The organism is Roseiarcus fermentans, assembly GCF_003315135.1.
Classification (GTDB): domain Bacteria; phylum Pseudomonadota; class Alphaproteobacteria; order Rhizobiales; family Beijerinckiaceae; genus Roseiarcus; species Roseiarcus fermentans.
The window spans coordinates 19,954-40,261 of the sequence record NZ_QNRK01000039.1; the positions used below are offsets into that span (position 1 = coordinate 19,954).

Annotated in this window: 15 protein-coding genes; 9 read left to right on the forward strand and 6 right to left on the reverse strand. The window is 70.7% G+C overall.

All coding sequences use genetic code 11. The annotated features are described in order from the left end of the window. The first annotated feature begins 137 nt into the window (after positions 1-137). Positions 138-1,004, forward strand: a complete 867-nt coding sequence (locus DFR50_RS25565; protein ID WP_113892105.1) for a hypothetical protein — start codon at positions 138-140, stop codon at positions 1,002-1,004. A 508-nt stretch (positions 1,005-1,512) separates the two neighbouring features. On the opposite strand, the gene DFR50_RS25570 is transcribed toward DFR50_RS25565, so the two are convergent. Further along, the gene (locus tag DFR50_RS25570; RefSeq protein WP_113892106.1) at positions 1,513-1,935 is read right to left on the reverse strand and encodes a universal stress protein; all 423 of its coding nucleotides are present in this window, start codon (positions 1,933-1,935) and stop codon (positions 1,513-1,515) included. 210 nt (positions 1,936-2,145) lie between these two features. Between DFR50_RS25570 and dksA the strand changes: the two genes are divergently transcribed. After that, positions 2,146-2,562: an RNA polymerase-binding protein DksA gene (gene dksA / locus DFR50_RS25575; protein WP_113892107.1), complete on the forward strand. Its 417-nt coding sequence runs from the start codon at positions 2,146-2,148 to the stop codon at positions 2,560-2,562. Between the two features lie 157 nt (positions 2,563-2,719). On the opposite strand, the gene DFR50_RS32325 is transcribed toward dksA, so the two are convergent. Beyond that, complete coding sequence (locus DFR50_RS32325) at positions 2,720-4,069, reverse strand: flagellar biosynthetic protein FliO (protein WP_170153391.1); 1,350 nt, start codon at positions 4,067-4,069, stop codon at positions 2,720-2,722. A 346-nt stretch (positions 4,070-4,415) separates the two neighbouring features. Here DFR50_RS32325 and cckA point away from each other — a divergent pair, with 346 nt between their 5' ends. Beyond that, on the forward strand, positions 4,416-6,923 hold the full coding sequence (cckA, locus tag DFR50_RS25590; RefSeq protein ID WP_113892153.1) for a cell cycle histidine kinase CckA: 2,508 nt from the start codon (positions 4,416-4,418) through the stop codon (positions 6,921-6,923). A 94-nt stretch (positions 6,924-7,017) separates the two neighbouring features. Here cckA and DFR50_RS25595 read toward each other — a convergent pair whose 3' ends face one another. Continuing rightward, positions 7,018-9,216, reverse strand: coding sequence for a PAS domain S-box protein (locus DFR50_RS25595; protein WP_113892110.1), 2,199 nt, complete (start codon positions 9,214-9,216; stop codon positions 7,018-7,020). A gap of 567 nt (positions 9,217-9,783) precedes the next feature. Between DFR50_RS25595 and DFR50_RS25600 the strand changes: the two genes are divergently transcribed. The 3 genes from DFR50_RS25600 (at position 9,784) to DFR50_RS25610 (ending at position 12,490) form a co-directional block, all read left to right on the forward strand. Further along, positions 9,784-10,626, forward strand: coding sequence for an AAA family ATPase (locus DFR50_RS25600; RefSeq protein ID WP_113892111.1), 843 nt, complete (start codon positions 9,784-9,786; stop codon positions 10,624-10,626). Between the two features lie 101 nt (positions 10,627-10,727). After that, positions 10,728-11,477: a sulfite exporter TauE/SafE family protein gene (locus DFR50_RS25605; RefSeq protein WP_113892112.1), complete on the forward strand. Its 750-nt coding sequence runs from the start codon at positions 10,728-10,730 to the stop codon at positions 11,475-11,477. A gap of 443 nt (positions 11,478-11,920) precedes the next feature. Next, a complete protein-coding gene (locus tag DFR50_RS25610; protein ID WP_113892113.1) occupies positions 11,921-12,490 on the forward strand; it encodes a cytochrome b in 570 nt (189 codons plus the stop codon). Positions 12,491-12,724: 234 nt separating this feature from the next. Here the strand turns inward: DFR50_RS25610 and DFR50_RS25620 are convergent, their stop codons facing one another. Next, complete coding sequence (locus DFR50_RS25620; RefSeq protein WP_113892115.1) at positions 12,725-14,032, reverse strand: glycosyltransferase family 61 protein; 1,308 nt, start codon at positions 14,030-14,032, stop codon at positions 12,725-12,727. A gap of 164 nt (positions 14,033-14,196) precedes the next feature. Between DFR50_RS25620 and DFR50_RS25625 the strand changes: the two genes are divergently transcribed. Both DFR50_RS25625 and DFR50_RS25630 read left to right on the forward strand, forming a co-directional pair. Beyond that, positions 14,197-15,462 (forward strand): metallophosphoesterase family protein, encoded by a 1,266-nt coding sequence (locus tag DFR50_RS25625; protein WP_113892116.1) that lies wholly within the window; start codon positions 14,197-14,199, stop codon positions 15,460-15,462. A 3-nt stretch (positions 15,463-15,465) separates the two neighbouring features. Beyond that, on the forward strand, positions 15,466-18,936 hold the full coding sequence (locus DFR50_RS25630; protein ID WP_113892117.1) for an AAA family ATPase: 3,471 nt from the start codon (positions 15,466-15,468) through the stop codon (positions 18,934-18,936). 158 nt (positions 18,937-19,094) lie between these two features. Here the strand turns inward: DFR50_RS25630 and DFR50_RS25635 are convergent, their stop codons facing one another. Continuing rightward, positions 19,095-19,529, reverse strand: a complete 435-nt coding sequence (locus DFR50_RS25635) for a CHRD domain-containing protein (protein WP_113892118.1) — start codon at positions 19,527-19,529, stop codon at positions 19,095-19,097. Positions 19,530-19,561: 32 nt separating this feature from the next. Here DFR50_RS25635 and DFR50_RS31700 point away from each other — a divergent pair, with 32 nt between their 5' ends. Next, positions 19,562-19,930, forward strand: coding sequence for a hypothetical protein (locus DFR50_RS31700; RefSeq protein ID WP_147262923.1), 369 nt, complete (start codon positions 19,562-19,564; stop codon positions 19,928-19,930). Between the two features lie 89 nt (positions 19,931-20,019). Here the strand turns inward: DFR50_RS31700 and DFR50_RS25645 are convergent, their stop codons facing one another. Next, entirely contained in the window at positions 20,020-20,286 is a 267-nt protein-coding gene (locus DFR50_RS25645; protein WP_113892120.1) for a DUF2277 domain-containing protein, read from the reverse strand. Positions 20,287-20,308: the final 22 nt, after the last annotated feature.

A 20,308-nucleotide genomic window follows, 5' to 3' on the forward strand; every position in this document is an offset into this window, starting at 1 on the left:
CATCGGGCGGCTCGCCGGACGGCGGAGCCGGGACGGAGGAGGATGGCGATGAACCTGCTCGCGACGGTCAACAGATTTGACCAACATGGCGCCGCAGTTCACTGTCGCGGTCGGTTCGCGTCTTCCGAAAGCGCCCGATGGATCAGCCGGCCCAGAACGCTCACGTCTCCGGCAATGACAACATCGTCGTCCAGGCGAGCGGGAGCGTCGTCACGATCACGACTGGCCTTGAACCCTATCTGCGCCTGACCCAGTACGAGAAGCGGACAAAGCTCGCGGCGCGGAACGATTCCGAGGCCGGGCTCCTCAGCGCCTACCGCGCCGACGTGGTCCCGCTGCTCGGTCGCGACGGCGCTCGGGCCGATCTGCGGGCGTGGCTCGACGCGGAGGCGCCGGTCTCCATCCGCGTGCTTGTCGGCGCGGGCGGGCGCGGCAAGACTCGGCTGGCGCTGGAGCTCGCGCGCGCTGTCGCGAAGGACGGCTGGCTCGCGGGTTTTGTCCCGGCGGACGAGCTCGACCGATTTCGCGCCCAGCACGGCGTCGAGCCGTGGCGCTGGGACAGGCCGGTCCTGGTCATCCTCGACTATTCCGCGAGCGAGAAAGGACCAACGCCCATGGACCCCGCCGCGCTCGCCGCCGCCGCTGTCGCCACGCCCCCACCTGCTCGACTTCGGCAAGGACGTCGCGGCGCACGCCGCCGCCGAGGGCATTTGGGTCTGGATCAAGGGCCGGCTGAAAAGCCCCGCCGGCGCGGAGGCGGTCGGCGACGCCGAGCGCGACCCGAAGGACGCCGCCAACGCCATGGCGCTGCAGGCGCAATTGATCCCATGGCGCTGCAGGCGCAATTGATCAAGGCGCTGAAGGCCGACCCCGAGGCGGCCAACGCGCTCGAAGCCCTGCTGAGGGCAGGCGGCGCGGCGCTGACGGCGCAGACGGCGACCGTGACCGGCGACGCCAACAAGGTCGGGCAGGCGAGCGGGGGGAGTTCTGTCGCGATCGGGTGACATATGTTCCTTCCCCAGCTTTGCTCTACGGCATGCCCAAATCTCTCGGGTCGCGCACCCCTTCCCCAGCTTTGCTCTACGGCATGCACACACCTCGTATATCGGCGGAACTTCAAGCGACGGGAGCGTCCCCGCCCCCCTTGTGGGGGCGGGACAGGGTGGGGGGTCTCTCGGACCTTTCCGTTCGGCGGCTGGAAAAGCGCTCACCGTCGAGGTTCGGCGTGACCCCCCTCCTCGTTCCTCCCCCACAAGGGGGGAGGAGGCGCACGCGTCGACGGTTGCCCCGGCTGGGCGAGTTGTGCGCAGGCGGTAGAGCTTTGCTGGGGAAGGTGGCTCGAAGGGCCGGATGGGGTGTAGGCTGCTGCATCGCCATCGACGGATTGCACGACCGTCTCAGCCTCGCCGCGCCGTCAGACTCCTGCTTTCCACACCCCATCCGGCGCTGCGCGCCACCTTCCCCAACATTCGTTGGGGAAGGGGTGAACGCCCGGCCCGGCGGGCCCCGAACTCACCGCACCACCAGCACCGAGCACTGCGCGTGGCGGACGATGGTCTTGGCGTTCGAACCGAGCAGGTAGTCGCTCATCACCGGACGGTGCGAGCCGACGACGATCAGGTCGGCGCCCCATTCGGTCGCCTCCTCGAGGAGCTCGTGGTAGATGCCGCCGGCGCGCGCGGCGACGCTCTTGCGGTCGGCCGGCAGGTCGACCCCGGCGACGAGTTCGTTGAGCTGCTCCAGCGCCCGCTTGGTCTGTTCCGCGTCGAAGTCGGCCGGCACGTATTCCATGAAGGTCGCCGGCACCACCGGCTGGACGTTGACCAGCCGCAGGGACCCGCCCCACGCCTTGGCGAGCTCCAGCGCCTCGGAGAGGCCCTTGGGCGCAGCCGACGTTTCCCCGAGGTCGACCGCGAGAACGATGCGCTTGTACATGACCACCCTCCGTTTCCGATCCCGCGTCCGGGGCCGACTCCTCGGCGCAACGTAATCCCGCGCGGGCGTCTGGCAAGCGGCCTGCGGCAATATGCTCCGCCGGAGGCGCCCTGTTTACGGGCGTGCGGCGGCCGTCAGACGATAGTCGTTGTTCCTTCGCCCCGGGGTCGCTATAAGGCCGCGAAAATCCACTGGAGACAGGGATCACGGATGAACGATTTCGGCTCTGAGAGCTACAAGCCGTCGGACGCGGAACCGTTCATGAACGAGCGACAGCGCGAATATTTCCGGCGCAAGCTGATCGCGTGGCGGGAGTCGATCCTCGCCGAAAGCCGCGACACGCTGAACGCGCTCCAGCACGAGAGCGAGAACCACCCCGACATCGCCGACCGGGCGTCGTCGGAGACCGACCGCGCGATCGAGCTTCGCGCCCGCGACCGCCAGCGCAAGCTGATCTCCAAGATCGAGAGCGCGCTGTCGCGGATCGAGGAGGGCTCGTACGGCTATTGCGTCGAGACCGGCGATCCGATCTCGTTGCGCCGTCTCGACGCCCGCCCGATCGCCACCCTGTCGGTCGAGGCGCAGGAGCGCCACGAGCGGCGCGAGAAGATCTACCGGGACGACTGACCCCCGCGGCGCCCTCGCTGGGCGCCGGTCGGCGGGCAGAAACGCCGCCGTTTGCGAGCCGAATGCGACGCCGTCCATGGCGCCGGGCCGTCGCGGCGGGCTTTGCGCCATCGGCCCGGGCCCGGGCCGCTCCCGCCCACGACGGCGGGCGCTCGCCTCAGCTCAGCTTTTCCCGTCCGAGCAGCTTCGCCATTTCGGCCTCGAGCGAATCGAGGCCGGCGAACGGATCGTCCGACTTCGGCGCCGGTTTGGCCGCCGCTTCGGCCTGCGGCGCCTGCCTGTCCGCCGGCGCGCCGGGCGGCGGCGGCGGCGCGGGCGCAGGCCGCGTCTCGACCCTCGCCGCCGGCTTCGGCTCCTGCGGCGGGGGCGCCTCCGCGCGAGGCGGCTGCGGAGCCGGATGCTGGGGCGCAGGCGGATCGGTTCGCGGCGGGGGCGCGACGGCGGCGGGCGGCGGCGCGGGGGCGACCGGCGGCTCCGGCGCGCGCGGCGCCGGCGGGGCGCCTTCCGGAACCATCGGCTCCGTCTTGACGGCGGGCGGCGGCGCGGCCGCGTGGGGGGCGGGGGCGGATTCGGCGGCGCGCGCAGGCTGCGGCGCGGCCGCCTGAGGGGCCGGGGCGGCCGGGGCCGGGTGAGGCGCGGCCGGGGCCGGGGCCGGGTGAGGCGCGGGCGCCGCCGGCTGCGGCCTTTCCGGCGCGCGGACGACATTCGCCCGGCTCAACGGCGCGATCGGCGGCGGCATCCCGCGGCGCACCGTAGGGGCGGGCCGGACAACGGCGGCGACCTGCGGCGCCTCGGGCGGCGGGCCTGTGACGGCGGCCGATTCGGGCGTCGCGTGCGCCTGAAGCGCGGCCGGAGCGGCGGCGGCCGGCGCCGTCGCAGGAGCAGCCGCAGGGGAAGCCGCAGGAGCAGGGGAAGCCGCAGGGGCAGGGGAAGCCGCGGGGGCAGGGGAGGCCGCAGGGGCGGGAGGAACCGCAGGCGGGGCCTTGACCGGTTGCGGCTGAGCGGCGGGCGGCGGCGGCTCCCTGACCGCCGCGGGACGAATCGGGATCGCGCGCTGCGGCTCGGCGGCGGCGGGAATCGGCGCCGGCGGCGTCTTGGCGGCCGCGGGCGGGACGGCGACGGGTCCCGGGGCGGGCGGCGGCGCGGCCGGCTCCGCCTGCCGGCGCGGCGGCTGCGAAGCCGCCGCCACGCCCGGTTCGCGCGCCTGCGCGAAGGCGCGGTTGATCTGACCCTCGAGCAGGACGTCGTTCGGCCCGCCGATCATGATCAGGTGCTCGACGTTGTCGCGCCGGACGAGAACCAGCTGCCGCTGCCCGTCGAGGCTGAAGGCGTCGACCAGCCCGAGCCTCGGCTGGCGCGTCCGGCCTCCGGGGACGCGCAGACGATGGGCGAAGGCGATCCGGTAGACGATCGCGAGCGCCACCAGGATGGCGATCCCGCAGGCCGCCAGAAGTCCGATCTGAGCGACCCGGTTGTCGCCGAACGGAAGGTCATTCAACCACTGCATGCTGAATCCCGCGCCCGCGCCGCCGCCCGCGCATGCCAAAGCTCACCGTCCTGCGCGTCCGCGGTCTCCGCCGGGCCGTCGCGCCAGAACGCGTCGCTTCGCACTGCATGGACCGCCCCGGGCGTTTGAACTCGCCCGAGAGACCGGCGCATCTCGGCTCCGGATGGAACCAAGCGCAAACCATAACAAAACAAGGCGGCAATGAAAACTGTGCCGCGCGCCGCATTTACGCCCTGATCGTCACGGCCCGCGCCAAGACATCGGTCGGAACGCATGGTAGCAAGAGGGCGTGTTGGAAAACGACTCGGCGCGCGCGCGCCGCGCCTGCTTGGGGTCCAGTCAGACCATGAATTCGACGCCGCCCCCGCCTGTGGTGGACCGGATCGAGCGGACGGCGAATCCGATCGTGCTCGGCGCGCTGGCGCTGGCGCTTGCGGTCGTGGCGGCTTCGGCCTGGTTCGGATCGAACGGCCTCGCCGCGGCCGTGCTGACCGGGGCGTTCGCAGCGCTGGCGCTTGTCGGCGCGCTGGGGATTCTCCTGTTCGCCTTCGGCCGGATCGGCTTCCCGCCCGGCGGCGGCCGCTCCGACACCGCCAAGGCGATCGCCGATTCGAGTCCGGACGGGATTATGGTGACGGACCGGCAGTCGCGCATCCTGTACGCCAACGCCGCCTACCGCGCCCTGTCGGGCGGGGGCGAGATCAGGCCGGTCGAGCGGGCGTTCGCCGGTTCGCCCGACGTGTCGGAATCGGTCTATCGGCTGTCCCAGGCCGCCAAGGCCGGCAAACAGGCGAGCGAGGACCTGCGGCTCGCTCCGCCGCCCTCGGGCGAGGGTCCGGTCGCATGGTATCGCATCCGGGTGCGGCAGATCGGAGGCGTCGCCCGCGAGGCCGCCACGGTGTGGACCGTCTCGGACGAGACCCGCGAGCACGACCGCCACGAAACCTTCTTCCAGGACCTCCAGCACGCCATCGACTATCTCGACCACGCGCCCGCCGGCTTCTTCTCGGCCGAGCCGGACGGCGCGATCGTCCACATGAACGCGACGCTGGCGGAGTGGCTCGACTACGACCTCGCTCAGTTCGGGCTCGGCCAGCTCAGGGTCGGCGACATCATCGCCGGCGACGGCGGCGCGATGCTCACCACCATGTCGGGCCGGCCCGGCGAGGTCAAAACCCAGTCGTTCGACGTCGATCTCAGGCCGCGCCTGGGCCGGGTCATGCCGGCGCGCATCCATCACAAGGTCGCCTTCTCGAGCGACGGCGCGCCGGGGCCGTCGCGCTCGCTGGTGATCAGCCGCGCGCCGGGCGAGGTGAAGGGCGAAGAGGACCTGCGCGCCGCCGAGGTCCGGCTCGCCCGCATTTTCAATTCGACTCCGGTGGCGATCGCCGAGGTCGGCGCCGACGGCGCGCTCTTGCGACCCAACGCCGCCTTCGCCCGGCTCGCCCCGGCGGCGCTGAGGGCGGCCGACGGCCGGCCGTCGGTGTTCCGGCTGGTGGTGGAGCGCGACCGCGCGGCGCTCGGCGCGGCGCTCGCGGCCGCCGCCGCGGGCAAGGGCGGGATCGAGCCGCTCGACGTCTCGATCGAGGGCCAGGAGCCGGCGCGCTCGGCGCGGCTGTTCGTCTCCGCCGCCGACCCCGCGAGCGACGAGGGCGCGAGCGCGATCGTGTTCGCGCTCGACACCACCGAGCAGCGCGCGCTGCAGGAGAATCTCGCCCAAAGCCAGAAGATGCAGGCGATCGGCCAACTCGCCGGCGGCGTCGCGCACGACTTCAACAACGTGCTCACCGCGATCATCGGCTATTCCGACCTCCTGCTCGCCAACCACCGCCCGACCGACCCGTCCTTCCAGGACATCATGCAGATCAAGCAGAACGCCAATCGGGCGGCCGGCCTCGTGCGACAGCTCCTCGCTTTCTCGCGCCGGCAGACGCTGCGGCCGCAGACGCTGCAGCTCAACGACGTCCTGTCGGAACTGCAGATGCTGCTGCGCCGCCTGGTCGGCGAGCCGGTCGCGCTCGAAGTCGTCCACAGCCGCGACCTGTGGCTGGTCAAGGCCGACATCAACCAGTTCGAGCAGGTCATCCTCAACCTGGTGGTCAACGCCCGCGACGCCATGCCCGAGGGCGGCAAGATCACGTTGCGCACCCGCAACGTCCACGCCTCCGAATGCGCGCGCTTCAAGGACGCGGGCGTCGCGCCCGCCGATTATGTGCTCGTCGAAGTGGAAGACACCGGGCATGGCGTGCCGGCCGACGTCCGCGACAAGATCTTCGAGCCGTTCTTCACCACCAAGGAGGTCGGCAAGGGCACCGGGCTCGGCCTGTCGATGGTCTACGGCATCGTCAAGCAGACCGGCGGCTACGTGTTTTTCGACAGCGAGCCGGGCCGGGGCGCGATCTTCCGCATCCTGCTGCCGCGCCTGGTCGAGGCGGAGGTCGAGGCCCCGGCGAAGACGGAGCCGGCCAAGCCCGCGGCCGACCTGACCGGGCGCGGCGCCATCCTGCTGGTCGAGGACGAGGAGGCGGTGCGCGCCTTCGCCTCGCGCGCGCTGACCTCGCGCGGCTACACGGTGCTCGAGGCCGAGACGGGGCTCGAGGCGCTGAAGGTGGTCGAGGAAGCGGGCGTCGCCATCGACCTGATCGTCTCCGACGTGATCATGCCCGAGATGGACGGGCCGACCATGCTGACCGAACTGCGCCAGCGCGGCGTCGACGCCAAGGTGGTGTTCGTCAGCGGCTACGCCGACGACGCCTTCGCCCGCAACCTGCCCGGCAAGCAGGAGTTCGTCTTCCTGCCGAAGCCCTTCACGCTCAAGCAGCTGGTCGAGACGGTGAAGGCGACGATGGGGTAGGGGGCCGGCGCCCGACGCGTCCCGCGCGCGAAGGAGGCGGAGGCGGTCGGCCTGCGCGACCCGGAGGGCCGGGTTTCGCCCCGAACAGTTCGGACTAGGGCGCGATGTCCCGCTTGGGGAACGTCAGCACGTTCTGGTTCGGGGCGTCCCTGGCGAAGGCCTCCGCGATGGCGCGCGCCAGGTCCTCCTGATGGAACGGTTTGGCAAGGCTCACCTGATCCCCCATGTCCGGGAGCCGCTCGGAGGGTTCGCTCGCCAGAATCGTCCTCAGGGTCGGCCGCATGCCCATGACCATCTCGACGAGCGCGGCCCCGGTCATTCCCGGCATCGCCTGATCCGTGATGAGCAGATCGACGGAGGCCTCACGCGCCAGGATTTCGAGCGCTTGCCGGCCTGATCCGGCCCGCTGGACCTTGTGCCCGAGGTCCTCGATCATCGCCGACAGGTTCACGAGAACGAGCGCGTCGTCGTCGACCGCAAGCACGGTCAGGGGTCCCGATCTTCCGCCGACACCGCGTGAGCTCTCCGGCGCGCTGGCGGCCTTGCCCTGCCTCTGTTCGATCGGGAACCAGAGCTCCACGGTCGTGCCCTTGCCCTGGACGCTGGCGAGAGCGAGCGCGCCGCCCGATCTGGTCACGATGCTGTGGACCATGGGCAGGCCGAGGCCGGAGCCCTTGCTCGTCCCCCTGGTGGTGAAGAACGGTTCGACGGCCCGCGCCAGGGTCGTCTGGTCCATCCCCTCGCCGGGGTCGATCACGCTCAGGCAGGCATAGTCGCCCGCCGCGAGGTTGGTGCGGTGGCCCGGCGGGACGTGTTCCTCCCGGATCGCGATCGTCACTGCGCCGCCGCGGGGCATCGCCTCGCGCGCGTTCAACACGAGATTGATCAGGGCGAGTTCGATCTGTCGGGGATCGCTGAGGATCGTGTTCAGGGTGGGCGCCATCTCGGTATCGATGGTCATCGAGGGTCCGAGGCAAGACTGAAGCAGATCGATCATTTCGCCGACGAGCGACGGCAGATCGATCGACTCCGATCTGAGCTCGTGGCGTTGCGAAAGGGAAAGCATTCGCTTGGTCAGCGCCGCCGCTCTCACAGTCCCGAGAACGGCGTTGTCGATCAGGCCGCTGCTGGGATGATCCTTTGGCAGGCGCTTGCGGACGAGTTCCAGGCTGGCGCGTACGACGGAAAGCTGATTGTTGAAATCGGTGGCGATGCCCCCGGTCACCTGGCCGATGGCCTCCATCTTCTGCGACTGGAACAGCGCCGCCTGGGCCAGCTCGACCGCGCGCTGGGCTTCGACTTCCGCGGTGATGTCGCGGGTGATCTTGGCGAAGCCGCGCAGCGCGCCGTCAGGGGCGCGGATCGGATCGACGGCCACGCTGGCCCAAAACCGCCTGCCATCCTTCCGGATGCGCCATCCTTCGCTCGCGAACCGTCCCTCGGCGGTCGCGGTGTCGAGCGCCCTTCGCGGCTCGCCGCGGGCGATATCCTCCGCCGTGTAGAACACGGAGAAGGGCTTGCCGATGATTTCCGACGCCGCGTACCCTTTGAAACGCTCGGCGCCGGGGTTCCAGCTCAACACGATGCCGTTGGGATCCAGCATGTAGATTGCATAGTCCGTGACCGCCTCCAGCAACAGGCGAGCCTGTTCGTCTTGCGTCATCGAGGGTCCGGGTGTGTCGATACTGGTCATGGCGTCCATTGCTTTCATCGGGTCGGTTCGATCGGACTGGTGATAGAGAAAGGTGTGAGCGGCTGCGGCTGCGAGCGATGCATCGAAGCGGGCAAACCCGCTCGCCCGGCTGCCGAGGGCTGGATCGGTCCATGCGGCGGCCCTGTACGAAGCGCCGTCGGGAACCGAGCGCTCCGCCCGATGATCGAGGTCGGGATCGAGCCGGCCGGGCCCGGGCGCATCGCCTGTCGCGGCCGGCTCCGACGCCTCCGTTCCGATGGGCTTCGAGCCGCCGGGCGCGCTCCTGATCGCGGCGACGAGCTCCTGAAAGTTGACGTCGTCATTCGCCGGCGGCGCGGCGGAAGCCAGCGCCGGCTCCGGCGACGCTTGCGCCGTTTGGTCCTGCGGCGTCACGGCGATGGACGCTTGCCGCTGGCCCGTTCTGCGCGCGATGGCGTCCTTGACCGCACGCCAGGAACGGGCCGCCGAAAAATCGTTCGCCCCGCGCTCCTTGCGGCGAGCGGCGTCATACCCCGCGTTTCCGAGCTCCCGGACCAGCGCCTCGGCCTCCGATTCGATCCACGCCGTCCTTTGGCGTCGCCGGCCTGAGGACCAAAACATGCGAAATTCCCCTGAAGCACAAACGTGCTGTGATAAAGTTGTAATTTTCGCAATATTCGTAATACACCACGGATTACACGAGTCAACCAATATTAACGTTGATAATTGATTTTTATGCTGCTCACATGTAAGTTTATGAACGTAACATTATTTGTAGATTATGCTTAGATTGCATTTTAGTCTGATCACGCAGGCTGTTGACTTACCGACACCAAGTCATCAAAGCGCCTGTATTATAAAAGTCTGTGGCCGCTGAACCCTCCGGCGCGGACCAGGTTGCAGCTTGCGCAAGACTCGCGGCCGGGTTGCCCCGTCGGGTTTGCGGGGGCCTGCTTTCGACGACGGGGCGCCGGGAGGGTGGCGACGCGTCGGGTATCGCCGCGTCAGGCCGCCCGGGGCTGGCCGCTCCGCCTTCCGAGCCGGCGCCGACGGTTCGTCCTCGACCTCCGGGCGCGGCGCGGACCGTGCACGAACCTGACCGAACCGCGCGCCCTTGATCGTTGCGGGCAAAGGCGCGAGAAAGCCTGAGGGGCCGGCGCCCCAGAAATTTCCCGGCAAGGATGCAGCATGCGTTTCGAAGGCACGACAACCTATGTCGCGGGCGACGAACTGAAGACCGCGGTCAACGCGGCCATCGCGCTCGAGCGTCCTCTTTTGGTCAAGGGCGAGCCGGGCACCGGCAAGACGCTGCTGGCGCAGGAGATCGCCGCGGCGATCGGCGCGCCGTTCATCGCCTGGCACGTCAAGTCGACCACCCGCGCCCAGCAGGGCCTGTACGAATACGACGCCGTGTCGCGCCTGAGGGACTCTCAACTGGGCGATCCGCGCGTGTCGGACATCGCCAACTACATCAGGCGGGGAAAGCTGTGGGAGGCGTTCGTGTCGCCGGTGCGCCCGGTGCTGCTGATCGACGAGATCGACAAGGCCGACATCGAGTTCCCCAACGACCTGCTGCTCGAACTCGACCAGATGGAGTTTTACGTCTACGAGACGGGCGAGACGATCAAGGCCAAGGTGAGGCCGGTCGTGATCATCACCTCGAACAACGAGAAGGAGCTGCCGGACGCCTTTCTCCGCCGCTGCTTTTTCCACTACATCCGCTTCCCCGACGCCGAGACGATGGGCCGGATCGTCGACTCGCACTACCCGGGCATCAAGCCGCGGCTGGTCGAGGAGGCGATGCGCGCGTTCTTCAGCCTGCGTGAGACCCCGGGCCTGAAGAAGAAGCCGACCACCTCGGAACTGCTCGACTGGCTGAAGCTCTTGCTCAACGAGGACGTGTCGCCCGAAACCTTACGCGAGCGCGAGGCGAAAAAACTGATCCCGCCGCTGCACGGCGCCCTGCTCAAGAATGAGCAGGACGTTCACTTGTTCGAGAAGCTGGCGTTCCTGAGCCGCCGGGAGCGCTGACAGCGCGGCGCGGCTCCTTCCATGGCTTCGCCGCGCCGTGCTAGGAGGCCGCTCCCGTTCGTCCGTCTCCCCGAGGAGCGCGCCTTGTCCTTCGCCGTCCGATGACCCTCACGCTCCTCGTTCTGTTCCTCGCCTCGATCTGGGCCGGAACGCAGAACGCGCTCGCGGGCGGCGGGTCGTTCATCACCCTGCCGTCGCTGATGCTGACCGGCATGGACGCGCGCGCCGCCAACATCACCTCGTGCGTGGCGCTGTTCCCGTCGCAGATCGTCATGGGCGTGACCGGGCGCGCCGACGCGCAGAGCCCGCCCGGCCTGAAGTTCACGACGCTGCTCGTCATCAGCCTGGTCGGCGGCGCGATCGGGGCCGTGGTGCTGCTCATGACCCCGCCCTCGGTGTTCGCCCGCCTCGTGCCCTGGCTGGTGCTGTTCGCGACCGTGCTGTTCGCCTGGGGCAGTTTCTTCCGCAAACCCCCGAAGCCGGGCGAGGCCAATCACCTCTCGCCTTGGGGCGAGGCGGTCACGCAATTCTGCATCGCCGTCTACGGCGGCTATTTCGGCGGCGGCATCGGCCTGTTGATGATGGCGTCGCTGACCATGGCCGGCCTCGCCGTGCGCAACGCCGGGGCGACCAAGAACGTGCTCGCGGGGGTGATGAACGCTTCCGCTGTGGCGATCTTCGTCTTCTCCCCCGACGTCCACTGGCTCCAGGCCGCGATCACCGCGGTGGGCGCCTCGATCGGCGGCTGGGCCGGCGCGGTGATGCTCAGGACCGTGAACGAGAAGCTGCTCAAGCTCGGCGTGGTCGCGATCGGCCTGCTGCTGACGGTCGGGCTGTTCTGGAGGGCGTGAGCGGGCGCCGGTCGCGGCGCGGGGTGCGTCAAACCGCCGCTACGCAATATTCCCCGGTTGTCTCCCGTCGGCGGATCATGTCCAACTGTGAGGGCGATGCCGGCCGGTGATCAGCGGAGCGCCGAGGGCCCCTTTGCTTCGGGAGAAACTAGCTGGCGTCGCCCCCGACCGCTTCCTATTCCCTGACAGTTCCCTGACAGCGATTTCGAGAACTTTCGCCTCCGCTTTGCGAGCCCAGCGAGGCCCTTGCAGCCAAGGCGGGCGCCGAAGAACGCCGCGCCCTGGGTCGCCCTGTCGTCCTTCCGGCTCCTCGCGATGATGGCGCAGGCTGTCCTCGGGCGGCGGCGATCATCGAGTCGTGATCGCCTGCGACGACGTGGAGTCTTGAGATTGTCGCGTTCGCGGGCAAGGACAGGGGATCGCCGTCAATAAGGTCCGTCGTCATGAAAAGCTACACCCCGGCGCAATTCATCGCCGTCTACAATCCGGCCTTCCGCACACTCCACTGGCTGATGGCGCTGCTGATCTTGATCGGGCTCGGGCTCGGGGTCTGGGCGTCGCAATTGCCGAAGGGCGATCTGCGCAGCGAGATCCTGTTCGTTCACAAGTCGTTCGGCGTCGCCGTGCTGGCGCTGGTCGTGATCCGGATTTTGGCGCGGCTCGTGCTCGGCCTGCCGGCCTATCCGGCGCCGCTGGGTCGGCTCACCGAGATCGCCGCCGGCGGCGCGCATGCGGCGCTCTACGTGCTCATGATCGCCTTGCCGATCAGCGGCTGGGTCATGTCGGGCTTCGCTGGCCGCGAGGTGTCGTTCTTCGGCCTGTACACGCTGCCGCAGCTCGTCTCCGAGAACAAGGAGCTGGCGGGGCGGGCGGCGCTCGCCCACGAAGTCCTCGCCTGGGCGATCGGCGTCGTGATCGCCGTGCATCTGCTGGCGGTGGTGTGGCACGTCGTCGTCAAGCGCGACGCGGTGCTGACCCGGATGTGGCCGCGCTGGACCCCGGCCAGGACGTGAGCCGATCGCCCTCTCCGGCTCAGCCGGGGAAGGCGGTGGCGCTCGGCAGACTGCCCTCCCGGATCGGGAGGGACGGGCCAGATGGCTCCAGCCCCCGGCTGCACACGCGCTTCTCCGCCCGCTGACGAAGCCGCTGCCCGATCTGCGTAACCGCGGCGAACAGGGCGCGATCCGCTTTCAGGACGCGTGTCGAGCGCGCCGGCGGGGTCAGCGACCCCGCGGTGCGCCGGGCCATTACCCGATCAGCGCCCGCACGGTCTCCACGAGGCGGGCGACATCCACCCGGTAGGCGAAGGTCGAGTCCTTCACATGCCGCGGCGCGGTCAGGAGCGCCTCTTCCGTCTGCGGCTGGAACAGCACCACGTGCTCGAGCTCGAGCATCGCCGCCAGATGCGCCGACCACGGGTCGTGCTGGCCCTCGGCGATGATCTCGACCACCCGGGTTCCGGGGCGGCAGAACATCACGTTCGCCATCGCCGCCCCGAACTCGGTGACGACGATCTCCGCCCCGGCGAAGGTCAGCGCCTGCTCGTCGAAGCTCAGCTTTTCCGGCTGGATCGCGGCGAAGCCGAGCGGCGTCAGCGCCTCGATCACCTCGGCCCGGTTCAGGAGATTGCGGCTGTTGGCGAGGCTGCGGCAAATGAGCACGCGCCTGGGCGTCTCCAGCCCCGGAACGGCCTTGCGCACGTTCGCCAGGATCGCGCCAAAGGCCTCGCGGTGCTGCGGGTGGACGTTCTGGCTGCTGACGCCGCTCATGCGGTTGCTGACGATCGCGTGCTCGACGACGACCGGGCGGGGCCGGATTTCCTCGATCAGGCCGACGGGGACGTCGAGGCGGGCGATCAGCGCCCGCTGCCACGGTTTCAGGGTCCATGTCAGCATCGGGGCGCCGATCCGCGCGCCGAGGTGAATCAGCGGGACCATGTCGAGCAGGTAATGGCCGTAGTTCGGCTGCTCGGAATTGGCGATCAGCAGGCGTTCGCCCACGATCCTCGGGGCGCCCGCGAGCCGCTCCGGGAAGAACAGCGGCCGCGCCGTCCCGTCCGGGCCGGGAAGGTCGACGATCTCCTTGACCGAAGTCAGAAAGCCCGGCTGGAACGGCCCGAGGAACGAGTGACGCCAGACGAGGCCGTCCTTCGAGATCAGGAGCCCGAGCTTGGGGAACCAGAACGGTTCGACCAGATGCTCGAGCGTCATCGCCGGCGCGTCGACCGTGTGCGGGACGTAGTGCATCGCCTCGGAGGTGGTCGAATTGACGCTGAGCGGGTGAAGCTTGGTCGGATAGCGGCAGGACTCGACCACCGTGCACTGCGCCAGCGGCGGCGGCAGCCGCGCCTCGAACGGAACGAGCGCAAGCGCCGTCGTCTCGTCGACCGACACCGGCAGGCCTCCGGTCGCGCCCGCGGCCCGCGCCCGACGCAGCTTGGCGCCCAGCGTCTTCAGCGGCAGCCGCACGGCCTTGCGCCAGAGCCCGTGCAGCGACCGGCTGAGACGCACGCCCGTCGCGTTCTCGAGCTTGCCCGATGTCGTTCTGAAACCCAAGGACGCCGCCCGTTTCGGCGGGCGAAAGCCGCCCGCGCATCGCGCCGGTCTATGCCCGAAGGCGGCTGCGGCCTCAAGGCGAACCGCGGCGGGCCTGCGAATACCGGTGGATGCCGTTGAGTTCATGGTTTGTTCGATGGGGTCTGGTGGGATAGCATGCCGCCATGCCGTTCCGATTCGTTCATGCCGCCGACATTCACCTCGACTCGCCGCTGCGCACGCTGGCGCTGCGCGAGGCGGCGCTGGCGGAGCTCGTCGGCGGCGCCACCCGGCGCGCCTTCGTTGCGATCGTCGACCTCTGCCTCGCCGAGAGGGTCGACGCGCTGCTGATCGCGGGCGACCTCTACGACGGCGATCAGACGTCGATGAAGACGGCGCGCTTCCTCGCCGATCAGTTGCGCCGGCTGCACGAGGCCGGGATTTCCTCCTACGTCATTCGCGGCAACCACGACGCCGAATCGCGCATCACCCGCGAGCTGGTCCTGCCGGATTCGGTGAAGGTGTTCGGCGGCCGAGCCGACGTCGTCCTCCATGCCGCCGGCGCGCTCGACGTCGCCATCCACGGGATCAGCTTCGCCCAGAAGCACGCTCCCGAAAGTCTTCTGACGAAGTTCCGCGAGCCGCGGCCGGGCGCGGTCAACATCGGCCTCCTGCACACGAGCCTCGGCGGCTCGGCCGCGCACGACCGCTACGCGCCCTGCGCGCCGGCCGACCTGCATGGCAGCGGCTTCGCCTATTGGGCGCTCGGCCACGTCCACCAGCGCTCGGTCGAGCAGGGCAGGGCGACGATCGTCATGCCGGGCAATCCGCAGGGGCGCGACATCAACGAGGCGGGGCCGAAATCGGCGACGCTGGTCACCATCGACGACGGCGGCGCGATCGCGGTCGAAGAGCGGCCGACCGCGATCGCCGAGTTCCGGCGCGTCGCCGTCGATCTCGCCGGCGCCGGCGACTGGCGCGCGGCGGTCGGGCGGATCGAGCGGGCGCTCGAGGCGGCGCGCGCGGCGACGTCGAGCGAGCACCTCGTCGCCCGCCTGATCCTGGAGGGCGCGACGCCGCTCGCCTGGCGGCTGCGCAGCGACGCCGATCTGATCGAGGAGGAGGCGCGCCGAATCGGCGCCGATCTCGGGGGCGCCTGGCTCGACACAATCGAGATTCGCTGCCGCGAGCCGCTCGCCGGGGCCGGCGGCGGCGCCGATCCGGTCGCCGAGCTGAGGCTCTTGATGGAAACCGAGGTCGCCGGGTCGAAGGCTTTTCGCGACGAGCTTCAGTCGATCGCGGAGGACCTGCGCGGGCATCTGCCGCCGGGTGCGCGCGAAGATCTGTTCGGCGCCGACGCCGAAGGCTTCGCCGAAGCGCTCGGCGTCATCGCGCGCGAGGGCGCCGACGACGTGCTGGCGTTTCTGCGCGCAGCCGACAGGGAGGCGTAGCGCATGAGGATCGAGCGGCTCGATCTCGTCCGGTACGGCCGGTTCAGCGACTATCCCATCGATTTCGGCGCGCGGCCGGAGCGCGGGCCGGACTTCCACGTCATCTACGGGCTGAACGAAGCGGGAAAGTCGACTGTCGCCGCGGCGATTCTCGACCTGCTGTTCGGCATCGAGGATCGCTCGGCCTACGGCGCGGCCAAGGGCAAGGCGAGCGTGCCGAACTGGCACGCCTACAATTCCATGCGGATCGGCGCCCGGCTCGACCTGAACGGGACGGCCGTCGAGGTCGCGCGCCTGAAGCGCGACAGGGCGAGCCTGGTCGACAAGGACAACCTCGCCTTCGACGAGGCGGTCCTGCGGGCCGAACTCGGCGGGGTCGACCGCGAGGCGTTCCGGATGATGTTCTCGCTCGACGACGAGAGCCTGGAAAAGGGCGGCGAGGCGATCCTGGAGAGCAAGGGCGACCTCGGCCGGCTGTTGTTCTCGGCGAGCGCCGGCCTGTCGGAGATGAGCGGCCGGCTGGATCGGCTCCGCGACCAGGCGGAAAAATTCTACAAGCCGCGCGGCAAGATCACCGAGCTCGCGGAGAAGAAGCGGGCGCTCGATTCGCTCAGGGAGGAGCGCGACCGGCTCGACACCGCCGCCTCGGCCTACGCCGATCTTCTCGCGAGGCGGGACGAAGCGAAGGCGGCCCACGACGCGGCGGTGCGCACGCTCGGGGCGCGGCGGTCGCGCGCCGAGGCGATCCGCCGGCTGCTCGCGGCGCTGCCCCGGCTCGCCGCGCTCGCCGAGGCCGAGCGCCGGCTCGCGCCGCTCGCCGGCCTGCCGACGCCGCCGCCCGGATGGCCCGAGGCGCTCGGCCGCCTTCAGGCCGAGGCGATCCGCCTCGTCGCGCGCCGGGAGAGCGCGGACACGGCGGTGAAGGGGCTCGAGGCGGAGCTCGAACGAATCGGCGACGATCCGGAGGCGGTCGCGCTTCTTCCCCGGGTCGAGGGCTGGCGAAGCTTGCGCAGCCGCTGGGACACGGCGCGGGACATTCCCGTCCGCCGCAACGAGCTCACGGCGCGGCAGGCGGTCGTGGCCGACATCCTGCGCCGTCTCGGACGCGAGGGCGAGGCGGCGCCGAAGGCCCTGCTGCTGCCGGCGCGCACGGTCGGGGCGCTGGAGGACCTGATCGCCGCGCGCTCGGGGGTCGAGTCGAAACGCGCGTCCGCGCGCGGGACGCTGGAGGCTGCGAAGGCCGCGCTCGCCGAAGCGGTCGAGGCCGCGCCGCCGGCCGAGGCCGGCTCGGCCCGGACCGAGATGCTCGAGCGCCGCCTCGCCGCGGCGCGCCGCGACGCGAGCGGCGCGCGCCTCGCCGCGGCGCGCGAGGAGCTGGAGTCGGCAGGGCGCAAAGTGGTCGCCGCGATGGCGGCGCTGAAGCCGTGGTCCGGCCACCCGGAGGCGCTCGCCGAGGCCGCCGTTCCCTCGGCGGCGGAAGCCGCGGGCTTGCGGACCCGCGAGGCGGAGATCCGCGCCCGCCGACGCGCCGCCGCCGACGCCTTCGCCCAGAAGTCGGCCGAAGTCCTGCGGCTCGAGGCCGAAGCCGCGGCGGCCGGCGCCGGCGATCTCGTCGGCGACGCCGCGGCCTCGGACCTGCGCGCCGCGCGCGACGACGCCTGGCGCCGCCACCGAGGCGCGCTCTCGGCCGACACCGCCGACGCCTTCGAGGGCGCGATGCGGCGCGACGACGCCGCCTCCGCCGCCCGGCTCGCCCATGCGCGCGAACTCGCGTCTCTACGCGAGCGGGCGGTGATCCTCGCCGGCGTTCGGGTCGACCGCGCCCGGGCGCAGGCCGACGTCGAGGCGGCGGAGAAAGATGAGACCGCGCTTGCGCACGAGATCGCCGGCCTGATGCCCGCAGCCGCGCCCGCCGGCCGCGACGCCCTCGGCTTTCTCGACGCCTGGCGGACCAAGCGGGACGAGGCGCTGGCGCTCGTCCTCCACGCGCAGGCGGCGAAGGAGACGGTGCGCAGGGTCGCCGACGACGCCGAGCGGGCGCGTAAGGCGCTCGGCGAGGGCCTCGCGGCGGCGGGCGTCGCCCACGACGCCGACGCGGGGATGGCGGCCCTGATCGACAGCGCGGAGGCCGCGGTCGCGGCGGCGGCCCGGGCCGAGGCGCTGCACGCCAAAGTCCGGGAGCGCCGGGCCGAGGTGTTGCGCGCCGAGAGCCGGCTCGCGACCGCCGAGGAGGACGACGCGCGCTGGCGCCGCGCCTGGCGGGACGCCTGCGCGGAGTCCTGGCTGGCCGAGGGGCCGGCGCCGCCGACGGTCGGCGCGATGCGCCAGACGTTGAAGGCGTTGGAGGAGCTCCGGGCGGGGCTGAAGGACTGCGCCGATCTCGAGCATCGCATCGCGGCGATGGCGCGCGACCGCGCGGCCTTCGCCGACGAGGTCGCGGCGGTGGGCGAGGCGCTGGGTTTCCCTCCCGACGAGGACGCCTCGCGGCTCGCCGACGCCGTCGTCGCGCGCGCCACGGCCGCGCAGGACGCGCGCCGGCGCCGGACGGAGCGCGCCGAAGCGCTCGTCGCCGCCCGGACAACGCTCGACGAAATCGGCGCGGCGCTCGCCGTCAACCGCAGGCTCGAACAGGAGATGACCAGTTTTTTCGGCGTCGCGACGCTGCCGGACGTCGCTGCGAAGCTCGACGATTGCAAGCGGCGCGAGGCGCTGCGTGAGGAGCTCGCCAACGAGAGCCGCGCCATCGTCGCCTCGGGGGTGGCGGGCTCGTTCGACGCCGCACGCGCCGCCCTCGAGGCCGCCGACCGCACGAGTCTGGAGCAGGAACTCGCCGATTGCGACGCGCGCGCGCCTCAGGAGGAGGCGGCGCACGCGGAGCGTTTCGCCGCGCTGACCGAGGCGGAGCGGGCGCTCGCGGCCGTCGGCGGCGACGACGCCGTCGCCCGGATCGAGGAGAAGCGGCGCACCATCCTCGAGGAGATCAAGGACGGCGCCCGGCGCTATCTCGCGCTGCGCGCCGGCGTGGCCGCGGCGGACCAGGCGCTGAAGCTCTATCGCGACCGGCATCGCGGCGCGATGATGGAGCGCGCCTCGCAGGCGTTCTGCGAGATCAGCCGCGGCGCCTATCGCGGCCTCTCGACCCAGCCGGAGGGGCAGAGCGAGACGCTGATCGCGCTCGGCGCCGACGGCGGCTCGAAATCGGCCGGGCAACTGTCGAAGGGCGCGCGCTTCCAGCTCTATCTCGCGCTGCGGGTGGCGGGCTTCCACGAACTCGCGCGGTCGCGCCGCCCGGCCCCGTTCGTCGCCGACGACATCATGGAGACCTTCGACGACTTCCGCGCCGAGGAGGCGCTGAAGCTGTTCGCCGACATGGGGACCGTCGGGCAGGTGATCTATCTCACCCACCATGGGCGCCTCGCCGAGATCGCGCAAAAGATTTGCCCGACGGCGAGGCTGCACGAGCTGAAGGCCTGACGACGCAAGGACGGCGGGACTCGAGGCCGTCATGGCGAGCGCAGCGACGCCATCCATAAGCGCCGCTGTGTCCGCGGCTGGATGGCTTCGCCTTCGGCTCGCAAGGACGGCGGGGCTTGACCACCGTCATGGCGAGCGCAGCGGCGAAGCGGGAGCGCTCACATCGCCTTTTCGACCTGGCCGCGGATCTCGCCCGGCTTGTGCTCCGCGGTGTGGATGTTGAAATACAGCATGCCGTCCGTCAGGTCCTTGGCCTGCTCGGCGGTCAGGACGGCCGAGCCCTTCATCGGGCTCGCGAGCGGCGGCTTCTGCGCAACCTCGATCGGCGCGGGCTTGCCGGCCGGCGCCGGCCCGTGGAAATGAGCTGCGATCGCCGGGCCGGTGAGGCCGGAATAGTCGACCGTCCAGGCGAGTGTCCGGGTCGCCGTGTCGTAGGTCGCCGTCAGCGTCCCGGTCCCTTTGCTGTCGGTCGGCGGGGTTTCCGCCGGACCCGAGAGGACGGCCTTGAAGGTCATCGTCTCGGCGTTCGCCGCGGCGATCGAAAGCCCGAGCGTTGCGGCCGCGAGAGCCGCCGCGATGTGAGATGCGCGCATGATAGTCTCCTTCTCGATGCGTCCGACGGCGCATGGGACACACGCCTGACGGCGATTTTGCGGCTTCCGTGCGTCTCGCCGAGGCGCTGATCATACGAGCCGGCGATCGCCGGCGCGCGACCGTTCGATCTGCAAGAATTTTTCTGCTATATCGGCGGCTGGCCGAGCGAGGGTTTGACGTGTCCGACCTGCCCGAGAACATTGATCTGCGTTGGATAGGCCTCAAGCTTCTATCGCTGGAGACAGACGTTCGCGACCTCAAGACGGACGTGCGACACCTGCGCGACGATCTGGACGTCGTGGTCATGCGCGCTATCCGCATCGACAACACGCTGACCTCTCTCCGCGACGAAATGAGGGCCCTCACGAGCCGCGTGCATGCGCTCGAACAGGGTGGCTGAGGCGGCCCGAGCCACTCGATCGGGCAGCACGATCGGAGGTGGCCCGTCATTGTCCGCGCGGCCACCTCCGCGAGCCTGCTGCTTCAGTTTCACCCGAACCGCTGGCGCGACCGTTCTCGCGCCTTGGCCGCCTCGGTCTCCCGGTCGCGCGGCGGCCCCGCGGCGTGGAGCGACGACACCAGCCGGCGCGTCGCCTCGGCCACCTCGTCGACCGCGCGGGCGAAGGCCGCCGCGTTGGCCTGCGAGGGCCGCGACGAGCCGCTGACCTTGCGAACGAACTGCAGCGCCGCCGCCCGGATCTCCTCCTCGGTCGCGGGCGGCTCGAAGTTGAACAGCGGGCGAATCGATCGGCACATCTGGCGGTCTCCGGGCGATGCA